Here is a 25,445-nt window from a genome sequence, read left to right on the forward strand (position 1 = left end):
GGATTTGCGATGTGTTTCATATCTGCCAATGCGGCTTGGGGTGACTGCCTCGATGACGCAGCGGCGTTTCAGCACGTCAGTCCCGCTCTGGTGCGGGCCATCGCGCAGCACGAATCGGGGATGCACGCGAGGGCGGTGAACGTGAACGCTGATGGGAGCGAGGACATCGGGCTTATGCAGATCAATTCGTCTTGGCTGCCGACGCTTGCGCGTTATGGCATCGGTCGCGCACAGCTTTTCAACGCTTGCGTGAACGCGTATGTCGGAACGTGGATTCTCGCTGCGAATATCCGGGAATTTGGACCATCGTGGCGTGCCGTCGGTGCGTACAACGCGCGATCGCCCCAAAAACAAATGATCTACGCAAAGGCTATTTATCGCCGTTTGACGGGTGCGGGCCAATAACTATGCAAATCAATAAATACATCGCTCAGCTTTTGCAGATTACAAGCCTGTCTGTCGCGCTTGCGCTCAGCGTGCATGCCAGCGCGCAGGAACTGAACCAGGGCAGCGTTGCACCGCCGGCGGGAAAAGGTTGGCAATCCTTGGATGCACCGGCAATGGCGCAGCCACCAATATCCGCCGCGCAGCCGTCCGCACTTGATTCCCAGATTGCGGCGGATCGCAAGATCGGCCCGCCTGTCATTTTGCCCAATGCGCCGCCTCGACCGGAGGATCAGCCCGCTGCGAAACCGTACGTTTCGCCATATGGAGCCGTAACTTCGTCGGTATCGGTGACGGATCAGTCGGCAAGCGGCGGTATTCCTACATTCGTGCTTCATCAGGGCGATCACATCCAGGCAAAGCTTGATGCCTGGCTCAAGCCGCAGGGTTGGCACCTGGATTGGAGCGCGACGGCGGGCACGCCCGGTCGTTTGCGCGATCTTGTTTCCGATGAAGACTACAACCTCCACCCGTCAAGCGTGGGCGATTTGCTTCAAACACTTCTGGCTGGATATGGCTTTGCGGCCGACGTCGACTCGTCCGCATTGATCCGCCGAATTGTCGTGCGTAACGATAACAACCAGACCGAATAAGCCATGCCCTTTTATTTGAAACGAATAGCCGTTGCGCTCGCGGCAGTTGGCATGTCGGCTTGCTCGAGTCTCGCCTATAACCAGGACAAAACCGACGCAGCCCTCAAGCCTGCGATCGAGCGGGCCAAGCAATTCCGTCCGGCCCGCGGCGTGGTGCACGATGTAACCGGACAAAAACACATCATTCTGGCTCACGAAACTCAAATCCCTGACCCGAGCAAGACGTTCTCCTTGCGCGTGAGCAATGCGCGTTTTTTCGATCTCGCCAGCACGATCGCGAAGTCGCGCGGATATGCCGTCTCGGCGATGAAGGAAGTCGACACGCAAGCGTCAGTCAATGTCGATTTCTCGGGTCTGACGTTTGATGAAGCGCTCAGGCAGATAGGTATGGTGGCCGGGTACGTGGCCGTTATCAATGACGATAGTCGCACGGTGACCTTCGCCAAGGTTGGCACTTACACTTTTCGAGTGCCGACAGTTCTGCTGCAGCGATTGTCCTCCGCTGGCACCGTCGGTGGCGATCCGTCTAATTCCGGGTCCGGCTCGTCCAGCTCCGGTTCGGGTGGGGGCTCGTCGGCGGGACAGTCATCGAGTAGCACTGGCTCGTCCGGCGGCTCGCAAGGCGCGAGCCTCACCGCGTCGTTTGTGATTACCTCGGAAACGTCGACACCCGGCGACACGATGACCACCTATTTGGAGCGTGTGGGCGGGGAAAACGTGCAAGTCGCGATCAACAAGGCGACGGGTTTCATCTTCGCCCGTGGCAATGCAATTGCCTTAAAGCGAATCCACGATTTTCTTAAAATCTTCGCGCGGGACGAAATGCGCCAAGTCCAGTTGCAGGCCAGCATCGTGGATGTGACGCTTGGCCAGGAGATGCAGTACGGAATCAAGTGGGACAAGATTCTGCGCGCGAACGGCTCCAGCATCGCCTTGGACACGACCAGTGCGGTCACCGGCACGGCAGCGCTTACAGGCACACTCACGACGAATTCGATCTCGGGTGTGCTCTCTGCGTTGGAGCAGGTCACGGATGTTCGCGTGGTCACGCAGCCGTCGATCGTGGCGGTGAACCACACACCAGCGACCTTGTTCGATGGTCGCAAGATCCCGTATCTGCCGCAGAAAACCACCACCGTATCCGGTAGCACGAGCAGCTTTTCGTCGAGCAGCGAGACCATCGTGTATGCGCTCGATGGCGTCAATATCTCCGCCACCGTCGATATTCTTAGTAACAACCTTGTTCAAATCCGTCTGATCCCCGTGACAAACACGGTCGGGACGTTCCAGACCTTCGACAGCGGCAATGTGACCGCACCTGTGCAGACGAATAAGCAGTCGGACATGACCGTGCAGGTGCCTAACGGTCAAACAGTCATCATGGGGGGTGACCGTTATTCGACGGCAAATGATGCAAATAACGGCATTCCCGGAATTACCGACATTCCCGTGCTTGGCAAGGTGTTGGGCGGCGTAAATAACTCCCATACGACGCGCGAGAACGTCATGATGTTGCAAGCGCAGATCCTGCCAGCTCCGGCGTACGAGCCATTGGTAGGCGAGGCGCTCTGATGAGTCTCTTCGACTTTAGGAATCGGCGCCGAGCCACCCTTTACGACATCACGGACGTTGAACCCGTGCGCGTTGAGCCGGGCCTTGGAAACGAGAGCGAGGCCCCGCGCCCGGTGGCTTCACAAAAAGCGCCCCGCAGATCGCTTTTCCGGCGCGCCATATTGGGCCGTCGTACCCTCCAAGAAAAAGCCTCATCCAAGCAGGGTGCGGGTTTAGGTGTGAAGCGCGCCCGCTCGCAGCTTGCGGCCCGACTTAAAGGTATGTCGTCGGCTGCCGGAGCGTCTGGGCAGGTCGCGGCAAAGCTCACCGAAACCGATGTGTTGGTCGTCACAGACCAGGGCGAACAGAAGGCTTGGTGGTCGCTCGACCTTGTGGCCGACACCGTTACGGAAGTGGCCTCTAGCGTGCCACCGGAGGATTATGAGGGCGAGCATGACCCGGCACCGCGCGCTGAGCCGGTGCTGTCGTTCTCGATTCACGACCTCACGGCACCCATCAAGCGCAACGAGATGAAGGGGCAGATCACGGCCCGCTTTGAGCGCGAGGAAGGCCTCAAGGTTGAGATCGTTGCTCGCAGCAAGGGCGACACCCTGGCCTTTGGCGCCGAGGGCGAGTGGATCAAGACCTATGCGCCGCAGCGCCTTTTTCCGGGAACCTATGCGCTCAGTGCGCTTCTCAAGGAGCGCGCACCGAAGCGCCTCCCGGCTATCGCCGGTTTTATGTTCCAGCAGTCAAGCGCACCCCTTCTCGTGCTGTACGAAGTCAAGGATAACGCGCAGATCGGGAACATGGCTTTTGTGCCGCGCGCCGGTGGCAAGCAAGAGATGGAATTGGCGCTACGCAGCTTCGCCGAGGAAAAGGGCATCTCCCTTTTTGAGGATTGGACGTCTCAGCAACTGGTTCTTTTCACGTCCGCGGACCTGCGGCAAGTGCTGCCCTCCATCAGAGCCTACCCGACTGAGCCGTACATCGGTAACGTCCCGGTGCGTCAACTTTGGTCTGGTGCGCTATTGGTCTCGGCGTGTGCGTTAGCTGGCGCGATAGCGAACGACGTATATCAAATCGCCGCGTTGCATAGCGAGCAGTCAACGCTCGCATTAAAGCGAGAGCAAGTTGAGCAGATTGACCATGAACTGAAATCCACGGTCACGGCGAATTTTGCTCGATTTGTCGAACTTGCCAACATAGATCCAACCCCGACCCTGCAAAAAGCCCAAGCCGTGTATGTCAGCGGCGCGAAGGTCGATGTCACGCTTAACCGGGCCGTCCCGCTTCAATTGGTCGTTACCGCGCCGTCCCAATCGAAGGCGGCGTTGAACTTCCGCGATGCGCCGCCTGGTTGTCAGCGCGCACCGCTATCCACGAACTCGAATGTAAATGTGATCCAGGCAACGTATGAATGTGCGCCTCATAGTTTTGACTTTGCTGGTTTGTTCGGCCCTGGCCATTCACTACGGAGTCCGGGTGAGTGAGGACCGCGTTGCTGCACAGACCGACATTGCGAATGCCGATGTGGCTCACACACATCTGTCGGTGCAGCTCGAACACCTGCGCCAAGCGTTAAGAAGTGTGAAGGGAGACGGTACGGCCGCCATGAGTGTCCAGGATGGTGTGGCGCAAACGATTAGCGCCGTCACGCGTAGCGCGGATGCCGCCTATGTATCCATTGCGAAGTGGGACTTGCTGGGCGCGAATGGCGCAATGCACGAGTTTCCAATTCAGGTGACGGCTAAGCGGACCGAAAGCGGCTTATGGGTTTCGACCTTAAGGGTTCAAGGCCGATATACGAGCTTGCCGCGCTTTGTCGCATTTGCCGCCGGCATCGGGCACGGGGGCATCGCGCTCGAAGAATTGCACATGCATGAGTACGACTACGACTTGTTGATTGACGTTTATGGAACCTGCAAGGGGTGTGTAGATGCCGCTAGATAGTGACTTTTTTACGGGCGGGCCGCTCACCCGTCAGGGCTTATTGGCTGAGTCGGCCAGTGCCGCTGAAACCGCTCGCGTCTTGGCGCAGGACAGCGCGCGCATCGGCGTGAGCGTCAATCTATTAGGGGTCACGGCACCGCTCACGGAAAAGGCTGAATTGTCGACGGGGTCCGTCGAGGACGCCGACGCGCAAAAGCTGGAACGATTGTTACGCAAGCACGGGGTCAAAGAGGCGCACATCCGCGCCTCCATCCTGCGCGCGCGCCTCACGGGCGAGGCGTTGACCACCATTATGCGTTCGAACGACTACGGATTTCTCTCGCCCGAGCGCATTGCACAGGTGAATGCGGAGATGTCGGGGTTCGCGTATTTCTCACCGGATGACGCTAACTGTATTGATGCGAATACGGTCAGCGCGAAAGTGCCGTCCTTCAAACTCGCGGGCTTCGTGCCTGTGCAGTTCCAGGCACCGAATAATCTGGTCGTGGCGCTCACCGAAGTGCGCGACTCGAATCGGGCAAGATCGGAATTCAACGCCTTCAACATCGAATGGCGGATTGCTTCGCCGCGCACCGTTCAAACCCTTTACCAACGCTATTTCGCACGTTCGGACGAAGCTTTCGACAAAGCCTACGAGGCGGTACGAACGATGCGCGAAGATGATGATAAGGCCGCGGTGCGCCTGGGAAATTTGGAAATGGCCCTGATTCGGCACGCTTGCTATTCCGGCGCGAGCGATATCGCTTTGCAGGCGATGGTCAAGGATACCGGCGGCATCGTCCGACTGAAGATCAATGGCGTGGGCGAACTATTCCGCTATCTCGAACGTGATATCTACCGGCGCCTCGTCAATCGGCTGGTGGTGAGCAATGGCAACACGGATGCACTCAAAAAAGGCCCTATCGAGGCGCAGATCGCATTTTCACCGGAACAGCAGCGCGAATACGCTGAGATATACCACCGATACGCGTTTCGGGTTCAGATGATCCGGCGCTCGGAGATGCAGTCCGATGAATATACGTCGATCGTCATCCGGATTTTGGATCAGAACGCCGAGGCAACCGATATCGATCGGCTGGGTTTCGATGACGAAGACTTGCGATTGCTACGAAAGGCGATGCGTAGCGCCTACGGCCTGATCCTGACCACCGGACCAACGGGTTCGGGCAAGACCACGACCACATACGCCATGCTGTCTGAGATCGATCCGGTCGAGAACTGGATTCAGTCGATCGAGCGACCAATCGAGTACACGAAAGGCCTGTGGATGCAGTATCAAGTGCCGATGGCCAAGTCCGAGGCGGAGGGTACGGCGGACCTGCTCAAGGGTTTGCTTCGTAATGCCCCAAACGTCATTTATGTGGCCGAGGTGCGCGATGGTCCAATTGGCATGCAATTGCTGCGCGCGTCTAACACCGGGCACTTGGCATTCTCTTCCCTCCACAACAACGATGCGGCGAGCGCCTTGTCTCGCTTGCGCGACTTGGGCTTGGATATGAGCGATGTCGGCGGCGTGCTGCTCGTGATCGTTGCACAACGACTCGTTCGAACGTTATGTGTGACCTGCCGCGTGCCCGACGATCGAGCGGAAGTACTTACCGAAGTCGAACGCGCTGGCAGCTATCTGGGCGCCGTGCTTGGCGCTCAACCCGCATCGCTTTATCGCGCAAGCGCCGAGGGGTGCGCGGCGTGCAAATTCACGGGCTACCGCTCGCGAGCCATGGTCTACGAAATGCTGCATATGACGCCGCGTGTACGACGTCTGATTGCCCAGGGCACGGCGCCGTACTTGATCGCACAGGAGTTCATCCCCGCCGATCGCACACTGCGCTCGCGCGCCGTGCGTCTGATGGCGCGCGGGATTACCTCCTATGAGGAAGTCGAGCGACTGGAGGAGCGGGAGGAATAATGCGCAATCTCATGTATTCCTTCGTCGCGCGCACTCGGCATAAGGACACGATCACCGGTCTCATTTCGGCGCGTTCGGCGAACTTCGCGCATCACCGTATCAAGAAGACCGGGATGTCTCATATCCGGATCAAACTCAATGTACTGGAGTCGGTCTCGGAGCTGCTTGGCGCCAAGCCAGATCAGCGGCAATTGAGCACGTTTTATCGCATTGTTGGCCAGCGCTTGCAAAACGGTGAGGGTCGTATTCAAGCGGCGCTTGAGCAGGCGCAGACGTTCTTGCTCGACGGCCGACTGAAAAGCATGGTCGCCATGTTTCATGCTGGTTTGGACGATGGGCAAGAGGTCGCCACCGCCATGACCCAGGCAGGCTTCGATCAGCGCGAAGCAATGGTCGTAAAAGCACTCTCCGATGGCGCGGAGCGCGGGCAAGCCTTTCTCAGCTTGAGCGAGGAGGTGGAATCCCGGGAGGATTTGCGCCGACGCTTTACCGTCATGCTCCGCACCCCCAAATTCATGCTTGGCTTCGCGTACGTGATGCTGCCCGGTTACATCTTCTTGCTCGCACCGAAGATCGAAAAGTTCTTCGGGCAACTCGGCGGCGCGATCACGATGCCCGGTTCCGTCACCTCCTTCTATCAGTTCATCGACGTGCTACGTGGCTCGCCAATCGCGTTTGGCCTTGGTTTTTTGCTCCTGCCGATCGGGCTGAAGGTGCTGCTCGGTTCTTCCTGGTTCAAGAGTCAGCTCGAACGCATCCCCATCGTGCGCAACGTCTCGGAAAAGCGCGATCACATCACGCTTTGGCACGCGTTCGCGCTGATGTACCGCGGGCGCATACCGCAAGGTGATGCCTTACGTACTCTGGGGCGCAGTGCCGCGCGTGCTGAGACGCGACGCGCCATCGCCATTGCAGCAAAACGGTTGTCGGCGGGGGCGGATGAAGTAAGTGCGATATCGAATGCCGGTTTTCCTACTTGGGTGGTAGCTGGTTTTCGTGGCGCCAAGCTTTCGGGCGATCTGGCGGACGGGCTTTTGCGGTTTACCGTTGCTCTCAAACAAGACCTGACATTCGCGATGGACAACTTGGCGCATGTTGTCGACAAGGTCGCTTTGGTCTTTATGGCCTTGATCGTCCTCGTATTTTTCTTCATCACGGTGTACCCGATGACGGCCCCAGTCTTGGCAAGCCTTTAAAAAGTCAGCGAAAACGGAAAATGGATACCTTAAAAACTAAGTCTCTTCGTGGTCAAGCGCGCCTCAATCGGCCGCTCCAACGGCGCGTCCGAGCCGCGCGCTCATCGTCGAAGCGCGCTCAAGGAGGCTTTTCGCTGATCGAGATTTTGGCGGGCCTAGCGATCATGGCGATCATCGGCGGCACGTTGATGTACAACTTCAATACCGACTCGTCCAAGGCCACCGCGTTGTGGCAGTCGATGGAAACCGCATCTTCGGGTTTGCAAAAGATGAAGATGGACGTCGGATGCTACCCGATCTCCCCTAAGGCCCTTTGGTCCAAGACCACCGCGACCGCGTCGAATATGTATTGTGGCCAAGACGGCGAGTCGCAATGGGATGGTCCGTATATGAAGCCGGTCAATTACGACTCGACTACCAGCGCCTTCATCATGTCGAACGTGGCTCCTTCCGCGGAAATCAGTTTCAGCCGTGAGACTGGCGGCAGTAACGGCTACTACTATTTCTTGCACGCGACGAATCTGCCTGCCGGCATCGTTAATACGGCCTTACAGAAGTGCAACGGTTCGACCACCGCCAACGCGTCGTTCGACACGGGTCGCTGCCGTGGCACCATCAGCACCGGATCTACTGCGTCCAGTACGTTCGATGTCCTGGTCGAGGATTCGGGAAGCTGATCATGGCGACCGCCTCGCAGCGGACAAAGGCCGCGCGCCACCAAAAAGGTTTTATTGGGTTGGCTTCCTTGCTCCTGATGCTCCTCCTTCTGGCGGTTTGCATGGCGACGGCTGCGGCCTTGGTCCACAAGAGCACGTGGAATAGCACGCGCGCCAGGCTCGACTACCTGAATGCGACAGAAATGAGAATCGCTAATTGGTACGTCGCTCAAGCCGGGAGTATCGATGCCATATCCGATGCGGTCCAGGTCTCGAACATAAAAAGCGTCATGGGCGCGTCGGCGTATGGCGTTCAGGTTGCCTCAACTCAGCGGCTCGGGCTGCCGTGCGACGAGCCAAATAGCCCATCGTGCATCGGCTACCACGACATTTACGTGTGGCTGCCGCCGGCGTCGAGCGCTGACGGTACGACCTTGGACGCTGTCGCCGGGACGTTCAATCCGGATGCAAAAGCGCAATGGATAAAGGTGTCGGGCAAGTCGATTGAGGCACAACTGATGCAGCAGACGACAACTACGATGGCGACCGTTCAGGGCCAGTTGCGGTCTTTTTTTGCGGCTCGGGCGATCGCGGACGCCGATGTGGCTTCCGAGACCAATTACTTTCGCGATGCGAGTTGTGCGACGACATATTCAGGAAGCCTGCCGTGCGTCGACACATTCACCAATCTGACCAGCACGGCGATATTGATCGACCTCGGCCTCGATACGTCCAATGCCGCCAATGCCTGGGGACTTCCGCTCCAAGTGAGTAACCAGGTCGACTCTTCTATGACCGCATCGCCGTTCTCAATGGCCTTGCGCAGTACTACGCCATGGGGGAGTAGCGTCGAAATGGCGGTTGTGCAACCAAATTGATATCAACTTTAGGAACGCAATGGCTTCTGCCCTCAACGATATTCTGGCCGCTCTGATTGCGGATGCCGCGGTGTCTGATATTCACCTCGCGGAGGATCGCGTCGTGTGGTCGCGCGGCAGTGAAGGATTGGTCCCTATCGATGTACAGGTGCCAAGCGAGGCACTTCGGTCATGGTTTGCGCATTTACGCGCGCCAGGCCGAGATGTGCATGAATATCTTTTGGCCAACGATGGATCGGATGATTTTGCCGTGGTTATCGCGGGCGTTCGGTGTCGTGCCAATGTCTTTCTTTCGCAGGGCAAGCTCAAGCTGGTTCTTAGACGCTTGGCCGGCGTCTTGCCATTCGCATCGCTGGGGCTGCCAGAGATACTGCTCAAGCTGACGGACCGTCCCCGTGGGATTTTCTTTGTCACTGGTCCGACCAATTCTGGAAAAACCACGACCCTTGGTTCGATCGTCGATCATCTCAACGAAAGCAGGGCACTTCACATCATCACGCTGGAGCACCCGGTCGAAGTCGAGCATGCCAATAAAAAGTCTCTGATTACGCAGCGCAGCGTGGGACCAAGCGTCTCTGACGACGTACCGACGTTCTCTTGCGGGTTGCGTGCCGCACTTCGCGAGAATCCGAACGCGATCATGGTTGGCGAAATCCGTGACGCGCAAACGATGCACACCGCTTTACAGGCGGCCGCCACCGGGCACATGGTCTTTACAACGCTCCACACCAATGGTGGAGCCGCAACGATCGAGCGCATCGCCGGGTTTTTCGATGGAGTCGATCGTGTCAACGCACTGGCCGAGCTTTCCTCGAACTTTGCCGGCGTGCTCTCTCAGGAGTTGCTGACTGACGTGTCGGGCAAAAAAGTCATTGCCTACGAAATCCTGGTACCGACGGCGCCTGTTTGTATGGCGATTCGCAAAGGAGATGTGAACGTTATCCATCAAGAGATGGATACAGGTTCAAGTTATGGACATGTGAAGCTTAATACGACCCTTCTCCAATTGGTGCGCACCGGCCGATTGAGCCGTGAAGAGGCGCTGTATCGGTCCAATGATCCGAGTCGGTTCGGAAAATGAGAAGAGCATTCATTCAGTCCCGGCGTACGCAACGCCGCCGACCACTTCGGGCGGACCGCCGCCAAAAAGGTTTCACGCTGCTGGAGACCCTTATCGCGCTCGCGATAACTGCAATCATGATGACGGCGGTGTTCGGCATGCTTGACGGTGTGATGCGTTGGTACGGCAAGGCCGTGACGGCCCACCGTCTGCAGCAATTACAGGACGATATTGGGCGTGCGTATGCTGAAAACATGTTGTCAATCGAATCGAACACAACGGCGACCGACGCGAGCGGCCTGGTGTTCCCGAATGGAACAGTCGGGACCGTCAACGGCACGTCCTGCAATGCAGGCGCGGCAGCACCTTTTGCGGCAGTGAGTGCGTATTTGGAGAGTTCTCCCGGCCAAGCCCGCCTCGATGGCTTTCAGCGTCCATTTTGCGTCTACTTCACCCCGCAGATGAGCTTTGCCGTGGGTGGCACGACGCTCTATTACCACTCAATTGCGATCGTCTCGATGGGTGCGTCCGGTGCATTGAATACAAGCTGGGATTCGGCCGGTACCTTGACGTTGGGTGGCGACAATCTCGGCGTCGTGATAGATGGCCGTGGCATAGCACTAAGGCAATTCCAATCGGTCCAGTCGCAGATGCAAAAGATTGTTCAAGCGACGCAAAGCTATTTCCAGGGCCGCTTTCAGGCGAGCGGGGGCAGCACGAGTGTGGACTATTTTGGGACTAACTCGGGCGACACCAGTTGGGACAGCGCCGGGACGATGCCGATCACGTCTGGCAGCTCCATGGTTGCGGACAGTACCTTCGAGCAAGCCTTGGGGCTGTCGGTGCTGGATCTGACCGACCCGTTCTCACAACCCTATTACTTCGACAACAGTTCCTCGGCGGTGCGCAGTCCTTCGAACACCAGTGCGTCAATGAACGGCGCGCCGCCCTGGACAGCACGTATTTCCACCTCTCTGCCAGGCGGCATTACCTATTATCAAACCGCTATCGGGTCCTACTGATGAACAACAAACACAAGATAAATCTAGGGTTGAAATTGGGCGCGGCCAGCGTGATGGCTGTGAGCGTGGCTTGGCTCAGTACGGATGCTCTGGCGGTGACCTCCGATGCTTCCGCCGCGAAATCGCAGGTCCAAATGGCCGCGGAGCTTGACGGGACTGCGATGTTGGATGCTGGTTCCGGCGACCTATCAACAGGCGCACAAGCGAGCGGCAATGTAGCACCGGCGATTGCTTCGGCTGCGGTGGCAAGCAAGCCCGCATCGGTACCGGTAGTTGAGCGACATACCGCAAGTGTCTGGGACAACCAGACCAACGGGCCGAAGCATCGGGGGCGTGCTGAGGAGGCGAAAAAGCACGCTGATGAAAGAAAATCCCTTGTCAAAGATAGTCCAAAGCAAATGGCAACGGCGCTGGTCGCCGCCGCGGCTGCGGCGAGCGCGGCGACGGCGCCGAGCGCGCTCAAGGTTACTGCACCTGCCTCAGCGGGTACGATGCCGACACCGGTTAGCACGGTCACGACCCTTAGCCATGCAGAAGCGATCGTCAATCCGATGACGGGGCAGGCACTGAGTACCGAAGAATTGCGTAGCAGCCTGCAGGATGAAACGCTTCGCGCCGAAATCATGGCGCAGCGGCTCAAAGGAGCGCAGGCGGAATCGCAAATGCAGCAGTTGAAGTTCGTAGGCGTTGTGCCATCGGGCGGCCCGCTACCGCCCAAGGAGATGACGCTGGCCGATGTGCCGAAGCCGGCGAAGGTAGCAGCGGCACCTAAAAAAGCGCCGAGGAAGGAATCCGAAGCCGCTCTACCGCCCGCGCAAATCGTTAAGGTCGCGTCGCCGGTCACTGGGGTCATGACCCAAGGCGGGGTCCGTTACGCGGTGTTGCAGATCAATGGGGAGGGGGTAATGGCTCGCGCGGGTGAGACGGTGCATGGTCGACACGTCGATCGTGTGGACGGCGATAGCGTTGTGCTTGATGGACATGTATATGCAGTTGCTACCCCGATTTCCGAGATCGCGAGTGTTGATACGCAGGCGCGCGCTGATGGGGCAGGGCTGATGAGCAATCGCCTTATGCCTGTTACAGGCGGCGTGACTTCGACCAACACGCCCAATCCTTTCGCGAACAACGCCAACGGCGGCTTGCCACCGCTGACTAGCGTTTTGAGCCGGGCGCGGTGACGGGATGCGGCGCTACCGTTCGTTCTTTCTGGCGATCCTATTGATCCTAGCCGCAGGCACAGCCGAAGCGGCGCGAGTCTCGCAGGTGAGCACCCGCCTTCACGCCCGAGCCGTGATCGTTTCACAGGTGGTATCGGGCGTTGCGTCGCCGTCCTCGACGATGAAAGTCAATTACGGGCCGACTCATAGCAGCGTCTCCAGCGGTTTTGACATATCCGGAGAGACAAACTCGATCGTTGCGCTGTCGAATTCGGCGCCGGCGATGGCCGTAAGCACGTATGGGAATCTGAGCCTGACCTCGGCGCAGATTATCTCCACATCGATGGCTTACATCCAGCAGCAGCTGGCGAGCTACATACCCAAGTTGACCGCGTACGCGAGCACACTTGATGTTTCCCGCGTTTACTACACGCTCGATCAAGAGGTCTTGCCAACCGGTGCGACGTCGAGTGTGCGGCTTGTATGGTCGATGATGGTGGACGCTAACGGCCACGCGACCTATGCGCAGCCGACGATTTACAACGCGTCACCCGGTTTCGTGTACGTTTCCTACACGCCATTGGCCGTTGCGAGCGGTTTGCCGCAGAACTGGCAATACACGAGCGCGGGCGTGATGACCTATCAGCTCTTTAGCACTACGGGGGCTGCACTGTCGGCAGTGGCCAGCGTGGACACCAAGGGTGCCTATGACGCGCCCCAAGCAAGTACCACAGCCGTCGACAATGATGCCGGTCTGAAATGCCTTATCGACAATACGATAGGGGGGTGTTCGACCTCCTATCCGAGCGCCAAAGGCTTGATAGGAAGTCTGAGCGCGTCTTTTGCGATCGTCGACTATCTGCGCATGGTGCAGCCTGTCTACAACGAAGTCGAATCACCTGCCGGTAGTGGCAATTACGCGCAGATTCCGGCGGTGTCGATCGGGGTAACGCTGCGCTCATGGTTCTATCAGACGTGTACTAGCAAGTCATATCGGAACATTGGCTACTACGGGTACACGCTGCTGACTCAGGTTGATCGATATCTCGTCCAAGGCGATGGTAGCTACGCGCTGCAATATTCCTATCAAGGCTCCAATGCCTCGCCATACGAGTCCTACGATTACACCCGTGGGTTGACTGACGCCGAGTTCACCGCGCTAAGCGCTTACATGATTGATCCGAGCAACCCATCGTCTACACTGCTCGCAACATCCGCGGTACCCAATTTGGTACAGCTCGCGGCCTTGAGTGAAGGCGCGTCACAGGCACCCACCACTTATTCAGTCGTGAGCAACGGTGCGTATGGCTCATCCTATGACGTCTCGCCGCATGACCACATCATTGAATTCTCGGGATCGTCAAGCGACGACTATTACAACTCGACCACTTATTCGGGTGCCTCGTCATTTTCGATAGCGAGCGTGAGCCAGGTTTCGAGTGCAAGGCTCGTGTCCATCACTGGAGCCAGCGTGGTGGTAAGCACTGACGTGAACAACAACACGGTGTACTCCACGGGGCGCAACGGTGGTCGCATTGTGAAGTGCGCCGTAACAGCGGGAATCGAAGCCGGGGTCTGGCCAGGCGTTAGCCCTTCGAACGTTCCCCTTTATACGAGTCAAACTTACGGCGAGTATTGCACCGAACAAAGCGCGTTCAACGGGACAGTGAATGTATGTCAGGGAGATGGCGGTGATGGGCAAACATGTAGCTCCTACGCCGGTACGTGGTTCCCTCAGTACAGCTGGGTTGCGCTGAACAATTCTGGTGTGTCGCAAACGCCAAACCTGTACCCAAATATGGATGTCAAACCTTATCTCGGAGCCGGTACGAATACGGTGTCTTTCCGGGCCATTCCGGCGGGTGGGGGATCGAATTGGGATATCAAGTACGAAATCATCGACGCGTGTGATTAGGAGAAGCGGTATGCGGGCGCTTTTAGAACATTGGCTGGGTAACGTCTTGTCGTTGCTGGTGTGCGTATGCCTTGTAACGACGGCAATGCTGGTGCCAGCCGAAGAGGCCCGCGCCGCCACGGGGACATTTCTGCCGGTTTGGCGTACGACCTACGTAGACGGTTACACGCCAATAACGTGGCCAGATGAAAACTGGACCGACATCGCCACGGCCACCTATACCGGAGGTGCAAAATCCGCGACCCTGACGGTCAATCCCAGTGAGCAGTGGATTTTGAATGATGACCAGAATGCGGGAATCTTGGGGCTCGACTCATTTCAGGCGGGCAATTTCGTCCAGTACAACTCGAATCGGCCGCCGATCATCTTCGCGCGTTACTTTGCCGAGCAGGCTCAACTCCGGGTGACCGTTATCCGGGTGCGCAGGATGGGCAACACCGTGCATGTCCAAAAAGCGGATTGGACGCCATGGGATGGCCTGCTTTACGCGCGGGACCGGTACTTTCTGAGCAGCGCCGAGAAATCGAATGTTTTCTTGGCCGGCCACGACCCGTTCGCCAATTTCTCGAACGGCGACAAAACCGATCCGGTCTTCTACAACATCTCGTTCCAGGCTGCACAAGTCGCGGTCGGGCAGGCGATGCAGCATTATCAGGCGTCGATCGCCTTCATGGCGGTTCCGAGTATCAGGCTTGATCAACAGACGTCAACAAGCGGCGGATTTCTCCGTAAAACCATTACGACCACGACGAAGGGTTACGCTAAACCCATTTGGTACGTCGGCCTACCGCCGACCGCCCAGCCTTATGGGAGCATCGCGCAAATCTGTGCCATCACGTACGGCAATGGAAGTAGCTGTGATGACACCGGCCACGTCGTCAGCTCCGGTGTAGCATTTTCTAACTGGCAGGGCGGGACAATGCCAGCGACGGAAGATTTGCTCTTCACCGACACGGAGACCAAGCATTCGTGGTCGGTGATCGCATTTGCGCTCTTGACGATCGCGTTGGTCGCGGTCGGGGGAGCTGCGCTCGCCGCAGGGTTAGCTGCAGCAGCGGGAGGAGCGGTAGCCGGGGTTGCTGGTGCCGGTTTGACAATTTCGGCTGAGGGGGTCGCGCTTACGGCCGCTGCGGCTGGAGCGCTTTACACTGGGGCCTCAGCACTGGTTAACGGAGGATCGTTGGTTTCTGCGCAGAACGGATATCTCGGCTCTACGGGCAGTGGCACAGCAACATCAACTGCCACAAATAGTACATATGAGGCGCAACTACGATCCGCTACAACCAGCAAAGTTATAACAGATGATGTCGATAGTTCGTTGAGTGGAATTACTTCCCAATACCAAGGCGCTTGTGGCGAAACTGGGACCTACTCTGGGTGTATGGCGGCGGGAGCCGATGCGGGGATGGTGCCGAGAACCGATGATCCCGAAAATGGCAACCAAGTCGCCAGTCATGCTGGCCGCTACGATATGTGTAAAGCGTCCGGGTACACTTTATCGAATTTGGAACGGTGTGCGTCAGGTGCGTTGCTGACCCCCGCGGAAGTGGCAGCATACCAAAATGGAGGAAACGTCGTGACCAATCAGAGTAGCCTGCCTCCGTCGAACGGCGGGACTTCGGCGGCGACCCTTTACTACAATGGCGTAACGCCGTCTCAATGACTCATTGGCTCAATGGTGGAAAATCGTGATCCCATATCCATCCATCGCATACCACTCCGCCAGTACCAAAGTTGGAACCGATTCAACCGCATTTCTCGGATTTCACATCTATTTTACGATGCGCTAGTGAGCGGAATCTTGGCCGGACGTCATCGTCCGTGCCCATTGAAAACGATACGATATCGCCCTTTTTCACTTCGAGCGCCGCGGGAACTGCCAGTCCTATCCGGTAGGACACACCAACTCCATGTTGCCCCACCATAGCCCCGACCCAATTCCAATTTGCTTTGTCTTCACAGTAGAACGCACCTTCATTTCCCGATAACCTGCATGCTTTCTCCATCGAAAAGATACCGTTGATCTCACCATAAGCGGTTAAGCCTGCCATACGCTCGAAATTCTTACTTCTATGGCGCAGGGGGGCGCACGCGGTCACCAGTGACACGGCGGCGATCAGAGCTGTCGAGTGAAGTGCGAGTTTGAGACAGTGAATATGACGCATTTATAGGTTATTAGACGGTTGACGTGCAACTGACCTGCTTTTCAGAGTGCGTGAGAAGCAAATTAAGCTTTTTTGCGTATTCCGGCGAACGTGACCGCCGATTCCGGTTATCGTGACCAAGCACATGCGCGTGCGCGGAACTCACCCACTCGTCTAGGGACGTCGGCGCGCTCTGGTCGCGCTTGTTGTGCAAGATGTCGCGCACATGCCGGTACTGGCAGGCACCAAGCTGTAAAGCCAGCGTGCACGCCGCTTCTAGCCGCGATTTACCGAAGCGCTTGGCCAGCGCAGCAAGCCCAGACACGCGCGGTAACCATGCTCTGGATGACGGTTCTGCGCCATCAGACGCGTCACGACTTCGGCGGTGGCCGGGCCGATACCGGCCCCCAATGGATCAAGCGCTCGGGCGTCCACTCCAACTGCGCGCGATGGGCCGCGTGCATGTGCGCGGCGACCGTTGTGAGGCCTCCCGCGTGTGTGCTGCGCGCATGACTGGCCACACGCTGCCCTCGGTGCAGCAACTCCACCGCCGCTGTCGTGAGCAGTGCTTCCAAGACCTGACCAACCAGTGCCTGCGGCACGCTGTAGCGGTGCCGCTCGATCTCGACGTGGTAATCGAAGTGGACCTTCACGCGCTTGAAGTGGGCAAGTTCGTAGCGTTGCAAGGGCAACGTCATGAGCGCCGGTGCGTCGACGGCGCAGAAGGTGCTCGCGCGGCTGCCGGGCAGCTTCTGGAACGGCTTGTCGTTGAGCCGAGTCCGTAAGCCAGCAATCGCCGCATTGATCTCGTGGACTCTGGCGAATTGCTGATGGCGCAGCGGCGCCATGATCCAGCGCTCGACGATCTGTACCGCTGACTCGGCACGCGCCTTGTCCTGCGGGTGATAGGGGCGAGCCGGCAAGAAGGAGGTGCCGTAGTGGCGGGCGAAGTCGAGCACGGTGTCGTTGCCACGGGGCTCGTAACGATTGGCCTCGCTGATGAGCGCGCGCGGGTTGTCGGGCACGATCAACTGTGGCCCGCCACCGTAGAAGTCCAGGGCCCGCGCGGTGGATTCGAGCCAGTCGGCCATTGTCTCGCGCGGCCTGGCGCAGGCGTAGGTGTAGCTGGAGGCGCCCAGCGAGGCGACGAAGATGTGGGCCTGGCCGCCGCCGAGCAGCGAGATCGTCGGCCCGGCGTAGTCGATGTACAGCTTCTCACCGGCGCGGTGGACTTGGCGCATCGAGCGCTTTAATTGCTTGGCAAAGCGCCGGTAGTTCTCGCAGAACTGCGAGTAGGCGTGGGTCCGCGCGTCGGCGTGCTCTGCGCGGTGCTCCTCCCACAGCAGCATCAACGTGACGCCCTTGCGACGCAGTTCTTGATGCAAGCGGCCGTAGTCGGGGAGAACATAGTCGCGCGCCACCTGGGCGCCTGAGAGCAGGCGGCGTTCGAGTGCGCTCTCGTCGAGCTCACGCACGGCGGGCCAGTCCAGGACGGCCATGATGGACAAGCCGAGGGCGGCGGCGATCTGTTGGTGTGAGAGCCCGGCGTTCAGCTTCAGACGCAATACGTCTTTGATTTTACGCATGTTGATCCTTGGTGCAGGCACGCCGTTCGTCAGCAGAAAACTGGCAGCGTAGCGCTTCGGTTGCAATATGCGTAACACCAACACGGCGCTGTACAACGCCGTTCCGGCATCGTGACCGCTGATCCCGGTGGCACCCCGAAATCGGTCACGTTCGAGCGGAATCACCGGTCACGATGGACCGGAATACCCACTTTTTGGCTGCCGGTGGAAAACACACAGCATCACAAAATCGATGAAATGGTGGAAATGTCGTGTGGACTCAAAATGGCCTTCCGCCGCAAAGTGGTGCAACGTCGCCGGCGTCCCTTTACTAATAACGGCAGCCGCCAAATTCAATCGGCAGCTGGCGGATAGTCTTTGTTCCAACGCCACCCGTCACACACAACGCCGCCAGTGGAAAAGTGCGAGCCTTGCCATCGGCATGCAGAGCCGCTGTCTTGTGCCGACTTCTTTGCCGCAATCCTGTCAAAGACAGCCCAGGGATGCTCGATATCGACTATGTGGTATTCGATGATATCGCCTACCTCGACGCCCGCCAATTTCGGAACCGCGAGCGAATTTTTGTGCAGAAGACCTATCCCATGTTGTCCGACTAATGTCCCAACCCAAATATAGCTTTTTTGGTCGCCGCAGAAGGGCGAACCTTGCACCTGTGCGCTTTCACAAATTGAAGATATGGATTGTCCGAAACCGTTTACCTGCCCATAGAGAGGTCGACCTACGATGGACTTGTAGTAATCCGTTTGTGGCCCCATGCTTATGCAGCCGCTGATCGCTACGCTGGTAACAAGAGGCATTAGCAAATTTCTGACCGTAATCATTGCCTTAAAAGTTTGGTTGAGTTGATTCACTTTAGCCGAATCGAGCGAATGTCAAGGCAGTGAGCGCTGCCCGCAATCGCGTACTTTTCGGGGGGATGATAGCTTAGTCGCCAAGCATTGGACGGCTAGTTTTCGCCGAATCGAGACTGTTTTTGCCAAACGGATGAATCACCAAACGATGCGATTCACGGACAACACTTGAGCGGGGTGTTCCTGGTCAAAAGTGGCCAACGATATAATGTTGCGCGGCGACGGTCCTAGGCATCTTTCCTCGGCCGCCGATGAAAAATCCGCAGCATCACGAAAGCGACGACCAGCAAGAAAGCCGCCCCTTCCGGATCGCGTTGAACCAAGACCGGCACGAGTCGGCCGGAGCACCAGATTATGAAGCATGCGATGGCGAACTTCGCAAATGCCGGCCGGGCAAGAAAGCGGGCTATTGGACGGGCTCGGAACTGATCTGGGCGTTTATCAACCTCGTTGAAATCCTCAAGGTTGAAGGATTCGCCGGCGGCTTCTTGAGCGGCCCTATACTGTCGCTCGTAAGTCGGAAATCGTGAATCTCCACGCCCACGTAACCATGCGTGTGCGCTGTCTTGGAACAGGTAGGAGAAGTCTTCCATTGTATGGTGTCTTGTTAATGGATCGAGTCGCCAGTCCAGGCGGTAGCGGCGACCACGTCGAGCAGCAGGGTACCGTCTGCTTCCGAGAAGAAGCAGTCCGTTCGATTGTCCCTCCAAGCGAATTGCGCGTGTCCCTCTGCGTCGAAGACGATGAAGCCGGACTCGTGATCCATGCGCATGTTAAGAGGGGCGGGCCGTTTAGGGTGCGGGTTATTCATTCCTGAGGCCTTTTCTTCTTGGTAGAGCGTGTCCGGCCATCGAGCTTCAGCAGGCAAGCCGGGCAGACAAATTGCGATTGCATTTCAATCCGGTTGTCGCAATTCGAGAGTACATATTCGGTACCGCAATTGCGGCACCCGGTCATTGTCAGTCGATTATCGGCGGACATCGAGCGAATCAACAGAATGGCCCGATCCTGGTTGATCAGGCTGGTTGCGCCGAACAATTTCTCGTACAGGTCGTTCGTAGCGATAATGGCTTGCGGCACATTTACCCCTGAATTCAGGGCATATCGATACAACCATGCAAAGAACGACGCTTGCAAGCGTCGCTTGGGGGTCTCAACGAACCACGGCAAGGATGTTGCCTGATTCCCGCACGTTGACGGCGTGCCATGAATCGCGAGATAGCGCTTACGCATTTGGGCAGTATTGAGATTGAGCAAATCGGCGGCCTTCTTGGCACGACAGCCATATGCCATCATGGCATCGGCGTAACGGTCTGCCTCATTTTTAGGCAAGCGAAATTGGACGCCCCAATTTTTCGGCAGGACAAAATCCTCCAATGCAGGGGAGGTCATCATGAGTTGATGCCCGATCGACTCGGCCGTGATCGAATTGTCGGCGAGCTCCTCCCAAAACCGGGAATTGGCAAACCGAAACTGGAATAGCGGCAGGCCGGGCGCGCGCTCCATGAGCGAATGCAGTTTGTGCCCAGTCATCGACTTCAGGTATGTCGCGAGCTCCGGGGAGATGCCGAGCAGGGGCGCTGCGAGGATGTTGAGATGAAGTATTGTAGTGACTACGGTCATGAAGCGCTTGTTGGCCTCGTCAATACTCGATTTGGTCAGTGGCGCCATATCGTTGGGGACGTTTTGCATCAGTTCATCGACGGCCCGAGTTGTCGGTGTGCCGTCTACCAGACAGTCCCAGTCCGCGATAGTGCGCAGAGTGATGGTCTGCATTGAGAAAGGGGTTTGCAGTAGGCTCACGAGCGCATGACGGTCCGAGCGCAACATCCGTGACTGTGCTGAATTCAAACGGAAGATTTTGGCCAAAGTGGGCTCGCTTAGCAGCGCAATGTTCATCGTGTCTGCTATGTCGAAATTGGTGTCGTGGATGATTTTTTCCAACCACGACGGCACATATAGGCTTTCTATTGCCTTATATTCATCTAACTTCCGCACCATCTACTCCCTGGGATAACTTATGCGCCAGGTCGAATCCTCCGGCGCCTAATCGGCACAGCTTTATTGATGATCGGCTTGCGAAATCGCCAAGCGGGTTTCCTGTGCAAACTTCGTCAAGCGCTCCGACAATTCCTCAAGGAAATGGCGGTAAGGCGAGATCGAGCTACCAGATATCAAGACTTGAGCAGCGGCATATTCGGCGCTGAACTCACTAAACTTAGCCAGCACGCTATTCATGCGATCCTTGATGATTCGAGTTTTCTCCAATTCGCCATCGATCTCAGCCTGCTCACGGCGCAGGTTTTCAAGCCTGCTGTTGGACGCGATTATTCGCTCGTCCAGGCTATCGAGGTGAGACATTTTTTGTCTGATGGTCTCTTGCATTGAGACCAATCCCGCAGGAGGCACTTCGACCTTCTCGATGATTTTCAGCGGGTTAGCCCTCAGCGAAGCCAATTCACCCGCCAATTTAGCAATCTCAACACGCTGGGCGTCCGCCTCTCGCACGAGCGACGTATGCTTTCCGGTGGTATTGCGCAGCTCAAGTACCATCGATTCTGACTTGTCCTTGAGTTGCGCGATCTTGGCTTGCGCACGCTCGTTTTCGTATTGCAGACGGTTTTTCTCGTCATTCGCCTCGCGCGCCGATTGCTCTGCGCTTTCCGAGCGCTCTTGCATGATCGCAACCTCCAAGTCCTTTTCGGAAAGCTGTTGCTCGGCCTGTTCGAGTCGATCGATGAGCTCGTTCACTTCTTTGCCGCTTGCTTTACGGTTTCCCTTGCGCAGGTCGACTACCGCCTGAATCACATCGTCGGATTTCCTTTTTGTAATCAAGAGCCGCATGTCTGTTGCGGTCAGATGCGTCATCGCGTCAGGGTTGTTGAAGAACTTGTGGTACTCGCGCCAGAAAAAAACGATGTTGTTTTTTGAGTAGCCGGTAATGCGGCCCACAAAGTCGAACGTCATTCGCTCGGCTCGCTGCGTCAACTGTCGCGAGGGCACATTCGTGCGCTGGAGAGCTTTAGATATGTGCTGCAAGATGCTCAACGCTGATAGCGCGATGTTCATATGGGATGCCACAATGCGATCGACGGAAATGCGGATATTGACACTTTCCTCGACAATCGCGTTTCGGATGTCGTCTGGAATATCGGCGCCGAAAAACCTCTTTGCGATCCCATGAATCTCGTCGCTGGAAAGACGTGCGCCTGACATCGCCCCCACATTCGCATCTATCGCGGTCGTCTTGTCGTCACCGTCGTCGAGTGTGGTTGGGTCGAAATCTACGCTGGACTGTTGCTTATGACTGTTTTTTTTGCCAAGGGGCGCTGGGACATTCATACGTCTCTCTCTTAAAGAAGTGCTTCAAATAGCAATGAAACTTGTTCGAAAAATTGAGCAATTATTTTCGAGCTGAACATTTCGGTGAGCGATAAGGGGCTACCTTGTCGCGCACTTCCTGATCACGTAGCTAAGGGGCTAATAGATAAAGGAAGCACCGAATAGCGGTAAAACTTAGCGAATCTTTAGAATGACTACAGGAAATTTCATTGAATAGGGCATGAATTCCTTTTGGTGATCAACGCATAACAGTTGCACGGTGCCGTGCTTCGGCATCGTGTGAAAGATCGCAGGCCGACAAGATACGATTAGTCAATACAGATATGGATAGTCTTTCAAAGCCTGCTGAAAGGTGTAGATCACGTTGCGCTACAAGCCATTGAGGGAGGTCACTGCTGTAAATGAGATCGGGATGTAGATCGCCCTCAAGCGTGCAGTTGGGTGCCGCGAACACGCCCACGCTGCGCACGGGGCACCCCATTCCCGAAACAATCTTTTGCAGGAAGGCGACCTTGGTTCGGTTTTGTGCCAGCGGCGATTTGCGCGTCTCACTCAAGCCGCTAGGGCTGATGCGTATCAAGTGATCTAGCGATGGACTTGGGCGCACGCGCCCCGACCAATGCTTGGTCTCGATGACGAAAACGCCGAACTGCGTGATCACCAGGTGGTCAATTTCCGCACTTGGGTATGCCGTACCAGGGGCATGCAATAAGATGGCTGGCCCGCTGTGAAGATAAAAGTCATCGCCGCAAATTGTTGGGAGGATTCTTGCAAGCTCTTTTTGGATCGCGCGCTCACCCAGAGCGCCGCGAGCGTCGCTCATTTTTGTGAATACGCCTCCTCGGGAGAGCGTTTCCGCCCTGTCACGGTTGATGTAGCAATAGATCACGTAGCCTACGAAGGCGAGTATCAGAAGTGACAGCATGGCAAATGGCTTTTGAGGTTGTGATAGCTGTAGTCTGAAGCGTTTTTTTCGAAGTCAAGACATCGAAGTGTATAGCGTATCGAATTTTCTTCAACGTCAAATGGCGAAAGATGATCGAAAAACGTGAGCTTTCGACGGAAAGTGGTAAGCGAAACGCTTTTTTGTCGGGTTTCGAAAGCGAATCGATTTGCATAACCATTTGGTGGTTGCAGATTGCCTTTACGCGTATATGCTTGCGATACCCCCTCGCGCACTAGCGCATCGATCTAACCAAGCGGTGCACCCATGCCCGCTCGGCTCCTCCCTGCTTCCTCTCCCGCCTGAGCACTGAGTTTTTTCTTGAATCCGCGTCCGCAGTTAGCGCTGCTTCAAGAAAGCACTCCGGTGCCGGGTTTCCTTGCTCGCCGAGCATCGAAATAGCCACGTCGCCTGACCTGGCCAGTCCCTTGTGATCCCGTCCGTACGGAGAAGAAAATGCCTAATCTGATAAAGAACCCGCTCAAGTTGCTTGCCGTTTGCTATGTCGTGTATATGGCGCAGCACTCTTTTGCGGTATTGCTTTTCCTGCTTGGTGGTGGCTTTGTTTATTTGAAGCACCACTTGGCAAGTAAAGCTCGTGCTGAGCGCGAAGTCGAGCAAGCCGAGGGTGATTCATCAGCCCATAGCGAGCACCGGCCGGCGCAGTCGACAGTGTCGAGTACACCCGACAACGTTCGGCCGATCCGCAAGCAATATGCGAAATCTGCTGCTGTCGTCGATTTGAAGAATGGTACGAAGGATTAGTACCTGATCAACGAGGTGATGAATCCACTGAGGATTCGTCGCCTCCCACCGCATTCCGGGAGTTCCATTCCCCGGCGCGGGACATGGGGCTCCCCGGTTTCCTAGGAGCCATCCCATGAATGACCATGTGGCGGCATATCAATGTGACTTCTTCGCCGATCCCACACCCATCTTCAAGCCGGCGATAAAGCCGGACCCACTTCCGGACCCCATGCAGTGGAGTGAGGCTGTCCGGGAAAAAATGGTCGACGCGCTTATCGAGTTGGCATGCGACAGCCGACAAAACGACAAGATGCCCGAGTCCCTCATGGACTGCGCAACGCTCATCTCTGAGCGACTTCGCAACCGCCGCATCGACACTGCTGATTACTTCGCAACGCTTGGCTGGGTTATGGAGCTTTGGGACGGCGCTATTCCGTATCGGTTCGTATGCGACGTGAATGGTGTCGATCCAGAAACGCTGCAATACGTGATTCAGTCAACCCCATTGTTGAAATATGACTTTGCAGAGGTTCGCCGTCATTTAGTCGGCACGCTGCTTTAGAGGAGGCTTTTGTGATGAGTCTTGCCGCTAGTTTGTTCCAGAAGATTTTTATTACCCACGCCGTTGACCCGGAGTTTGCGCAGCCTGCAAACAGAGCGAAACCCGTTGCGGTGAACCGACCGAACGTGGGGAAGAGCACACCTGACGTTCCCGTGATAGTTGGCCAGGGGGCTTCGAACGAGACGCGAGTGACGATCGCGGGCATACCCAATCTCTTTGTCGATGAGAGTGAGTATGTTGTTCAGTTCAAGCCGAAATTCGCAAGCGATCTTCGCGATTTCGGATCGTTTGGTGTCAAGGTCCTTCCAGATCTCGTGCCAAGCTGGACTGAGGTGGGGACCCATTATTCATCGATGCGTGATGCCGTCACAGCAGCAATTCGAGCCGCCTCCGGATGCGAGTCGACGCAGAGCAAGGAGGCACCCACGCGCACGCATACCGCCGTCGAGCAATCGCCCGTGCCCGACCCGGCCCACGAGACGTCATCTGAACCGGCGCATCGACCGAGCCGCACCGTGGTGAAAAGCGTTACCGCGCGCAATACCCGGCGTTCGAGCACTGATTTTCACGTTGGTGTTATCCAGGGGTGGGGCGAGGAGACATTTCCGCGTCGCGAACCCAAGCCTGGTGAGAGCGCAACCTATCAATCTTTCGCACTTCGACTGCGTCAGGCTGATGGATTTGAGCGCGTGCTTCAGGGTGAGGGCTTGAAGGACGCGATTACGATGGCGGCCGCAGAGATTGGTGAAAGCGTAAAAGTTCATCGGTTGGGTAAAGAAGCGGTCGCAGCGTTTGGTGACGATGGTGAGCCTCTGTTCCGAGACAACGTCCGAGTGTACTGGAACCGTTGGAAATGGCGGATCACCAGGTAAGTCCATCGAGCAACTCTCCATATTGACTATCTCACCATGCGCAAGCGCGCATGGTGCTGAA

The 25,445-nt window shown here is 56.9% G+C and carries 24 protein-coding genes and 1 pseudogene; 18 read left to right on the top strand and 7 right to left on the bottom strand.

Features of this window, described 5'->3' with window-relative positions:
• Positions 1–9: 9 nt before the first annotated feature.
• The 14 genes from SJQ66_RS13175 to SJQ66_RS13240 all read left to right on the top strand — a co-directional run bounded on the left by SJQ66_RS13175 (position 10) and on the right by SJQ66_RS13240 (position 16,000).
• Entirely contained in the window at positions 10–405 is a 396-nt protein-coding gene (locus SJQ66_RS13175; protein ID WP_253466191.1) for a lytic transglycosylase domain-containing protein, read from the top strand.
• Between the two features lie 2 nt (positions 406–407).
• On the top strand, positions 408–1,037 hold the full coding sequence (locus SJQ66_RS13180) for a hypothetical protein (protein WP_320534233.1): 630 nt from the start codon (positions 408–410) through the stop codon (positions 1,035–1,037).
• 3 nt (positions 1,038–1,040) lie between these two features.
• Positions 1,041–2,609 carry a type II secretion system protein GspD gene (locus SJQ66_RS13185; protein ID WP_320534234.1) on the top strand — a complete coding sequence of 523 codons (1,569 nt, stop codon included), beginning with the start codon at positions 1,041–1,043 and terminating at the stop codon, positions 2,607–2,609.
• Between the two features lie 260 nt (positions 2,610–2,869).
• Positions 2,870–4,081 (top strand): hypothetical protein, encoded by a 1,212-nt coding sequence (locus SJQ66_RS13190; protein WP_320534235.1) that lies wholly within the window; start codon positions 2,870–2,872, stop codon positions 4,079–4,081.
• On the top strand, positions 4,074–4,541 hold the full coding sequence (locus tag SJQ66_RS13195) for a hypothetical protein (RefSeq protein WP_320534236.1): 468 nt from the start codon (positions 4,074–4,076) through the stop codon (positions 4,539–4,541). The genes SJQ66_RS13190 and SJQ66_RS13195 overlap by 8 nt, the downstream gene beginning before the upstream one ends.
• Entirely contained in the window at positions 4,528–6,450 is a 1,923-nt protein-coding gene (locus SJQ66_RS13200; RefSeq protein WP_320534237.1) for a GspE/PulE family protein, read from the top strand. Before SJQ66_RS13195 ends, SJQ66_RS13200 begins: the two co-directional genes overlap by 14 nt.
• Positions 6,450–7,646, top strand: coding sequence for a type II secretion system F family protein (locus SJQ66_RS13205; protein ID WP_320534238.1), 1,197 nt, complete (start codon positions 6,450–6,452; stop codon positions 7,644–7,646). The genes SJQ66_RS13200 and SJQ66_RS13205 overlap by 1 nt, the downstream gene beginning before the upstream one ends.
• 20 nt (positions 7,647–7,666) lie before the next feature.
• Positions 7,667–8,323, top strand: a complete 657-nt coding sequence (locus tag SJQ66_RS13210) for a type II secretion system protein (protein WP_320534239.1) — start codon at positions 7,667–7,669, stop codon at positions 8,321–8,323.
• A 2-nt stretch (positions 8,324–8,325) separates the two neighbouring features.
• Positions 8,326–9,180, top strand: coding sequence for a hypothetical protein (locus SJQ66_RS13215; protein WP_320534240.1), 855 nt, complete (start codon positions 8,326–8,328; stop codon positions 9,178–9,180).
• A gap of 220 nt (positions 9,181–9,400) precedes the next feature.
• Positions 9,401–10,261, top strand: coding sequence for a type IV pilus twitching motility protein PilT (locus SJQ66_RS13220; RefSeq protein ID WP_456153916.1), 861 nt, complete (start codon positions 9,401–9,403; stop codon positions 10,259–10,261).
• Positions 10,258–11,262: a PulJ/GspJ family protein gene (locus tag SJQ66_RS13225; RefSeq protein ID WP_320534242.1), complete on the top strand. Its 1,005-nt coding sequence runs from the start codon at positions 10,258–10,260 to the stop codon at positions 11,260–11,262. Before SJQ66_RS13220 ends, SJQ66_RS13225 begins: the two co-directional genes overlap by 4 nt.
• Positions 11,262–12,443 carry a hypothetical protein gene (locus SJQ66_RS13230; RefSeq protein ID WP_320534243.1) on the top strand — a complete coding sequence of 394 codons (1,182 nt, stop codon included), beginning with the start codon at positions 11,262–11,264 and terminating at the stop codon, positions 12,441–12,443. The genes SJQ66_RS13225 and SJQ66_RS13230 overlap by 1 nt, the downstream gene beginning before the upstream one ends.
• Before the next feature lie 4 nt (positions 12,444–12,447).
• Entirely contained in the window at positions 12,448–14,337 is a 1,890-nt protein-coding gene (locus SJQ66_RS13235; RefSeq protein ID WP_320534244.1) for a hypothetical protein, read from the top strand.
• Between the two features lie 10 nt (positions 14,338–14,347).
• On the top strand, positions 14,348–16,000 hold the full coding sequence (locus SJQ66_RS13240) for a hypothetical protein (RefSeq protein WP_320534415.1): 1,653 nt from the start codon (positions 14,348–14,350) through the stop codon (positions 15,998–16,000).
• Positions 16,001–16,082: 82 nt separating this feature from the next.
• Here the strand turns inward: SJQ66_RS13240 and SJQ66_RS13245 are convergent, their stop codons facing one another.
• From SJQ66_RS13245 to SJQ66_RS13255, 3 genes and pseudogenes are all read right to left on the bottom strand, one after another.
• Positions 16,083–16,502, bottom strand: coding sequence for a hypothetical protein (locus SJQ66_RS13245; protein ID WP_320534416.1), 420 nt, complete (start codon positions 16,500–16,502; stop codon positions 16,083–16,085).
• 115 nt (positions 16,503–16,617) lie between these two features.
• Positions 16,618–18,088: pseudogene (istA, locus tag SJQ66_RS13250) on the bottom strand (IS21 family transposase); the annotation flags it as partial.
• A gap of 311 nt (positions 18,089–18,399) precedes the next feature.
• Positions 18,400–18,918, bottom strand: coding sequence for a hypothetical protein (locus tag SJQ66_RS13255; RefSeq protein ID WP_320534417.1), 519 nt, complete (start codon positions 18,916–18,918; stop codon positions 18,400–18,402).
• Between the two features lie 251 nt (positions 18,919–19,169).
• Here SJQ66_RS13255 and SJQ66_RS13260 point away from each other — a divergent pair, with 251 nt between their 5' ends.
• Positions 19,170–19,448, top strand: a complete 279-nt coding sequence (locus SJQ66_RS13260; protein ID WP_320534418.1) for a hypothetical protein — start codon at positions 19,170–19,172, stop codon at positions 19,446–19,448.
• A gap of 77 nt (positions 19,449–19,525) precedes the next feature.
• Here SJQ66_RS13260 and SJQ66_RS13265 read toward each other — a convergent pair whose 3' ends face one another.
• From SJQ66_RS13265 to SJQ66_RS13280, 4 genes are all read right to left on the bottom strand, one after another.
• The gene (locus tag SJQ66_RS13265; RefSeq protein WP_320534419.1) at positions 19,526–19,684 is read right to left on the bottom strand and encodes a hypothetical protein; all 159 of its coding nucleotides are present in this window, start codon (positions 19,682–19,684) and stop codon (positions 19,526–19,528) included.
• A gap of 41 nt (positions 19,685–19,725) precedes the next feature.
• Entirely contained in the window at positions 19,726–20,817 is a 1,092-nt protein-coding gene (locus SJQ66_RS13270) for a FlhC family transcriptional regulator (RefSeq protein WP_320534251.1), read from the bottom strand.
• Between the two features lie 162 nt (positions 20,818–20,979).
• Positions 20,980–22,260, bottom strand: coding sequence for a hypothetical protein (locus SJQ66_RS13275; protein WP_320534420.1), 1,281 nt, complete (start codon positions 22,258–22,260; stop codon positions 20,980–20,982).
• 238 nt (positions 22,261–22,498) lie between these two features.
• The gene (locus SJQ66_RS13280) at positions 22,499–23,185 is read right to left on the bottom strand and encodes a nuclease-related domain-containing protein (RefSeq protein WP_320534421.1); all 687 of its coding nucleotides are present in this window, start codon (positions 23,183–23,185) and stop codon (positions 22,499–22,501) included.
• 474 nt (positions 23,186–23,659) lie between these two features.
• Here SJQ66_RS13280 and SJQ66_RS13285 point away from each other — a divergent pair, with 474 nt between their 5' ends.
• The 3 genes from SJQ66_RS13285 to SJQ66_RS13295 all read left to right on the top strand — a co-directional run bounded on the left by SJQ66_RS13285 (position 23,660) and on the right by SJQ66_RS13295 (position 25,384).
• Positions 23,660–23,968, top strand: coding sequence for a hypothetical protein (locus SJQ66_RS13285; protein WP_253466252.1), 309 nt, complete (start codon positions 23,660–23,662; stop codon positions 23,966–23,968).
• A gap of 115 nt (positions 23,969–24,083) precedes the next feature.
• Positions 24,084–24,512, top strand: coding sequence for a hypothetical protein (locus SJQ66_RS13290; RefSeq protein WP_320534254.1), 429 nt, complete (start codon positions 24,084–24,086; stop codon positions 24,510–24,512).
• A 14-nt stretch (positions 24,513–24,526) separates the two neighbouring features.
• Entirely contained in the window at positions 24,527–25,384 is an 858-nt protein-coding gene (locus tag SJQ66_RS13295) for a hypothetical protein (protein WP_320534255.1), read from the top strand.
• The last annotated feature ends 61 nt before the right edge of the window (positions 25,385–25,445 follow it).

The sequence above is a fragment of the Robbsia andropogonis genome (assembly GCF_034047095.1).
GTDB classification, from domain to species: domain Bacteria; phylum Pseudomonadota; class Gammaproteobacteria; order Burkholderiales; family Burkholderiaceae; genus Robbsia; species Robbsia andropogonis.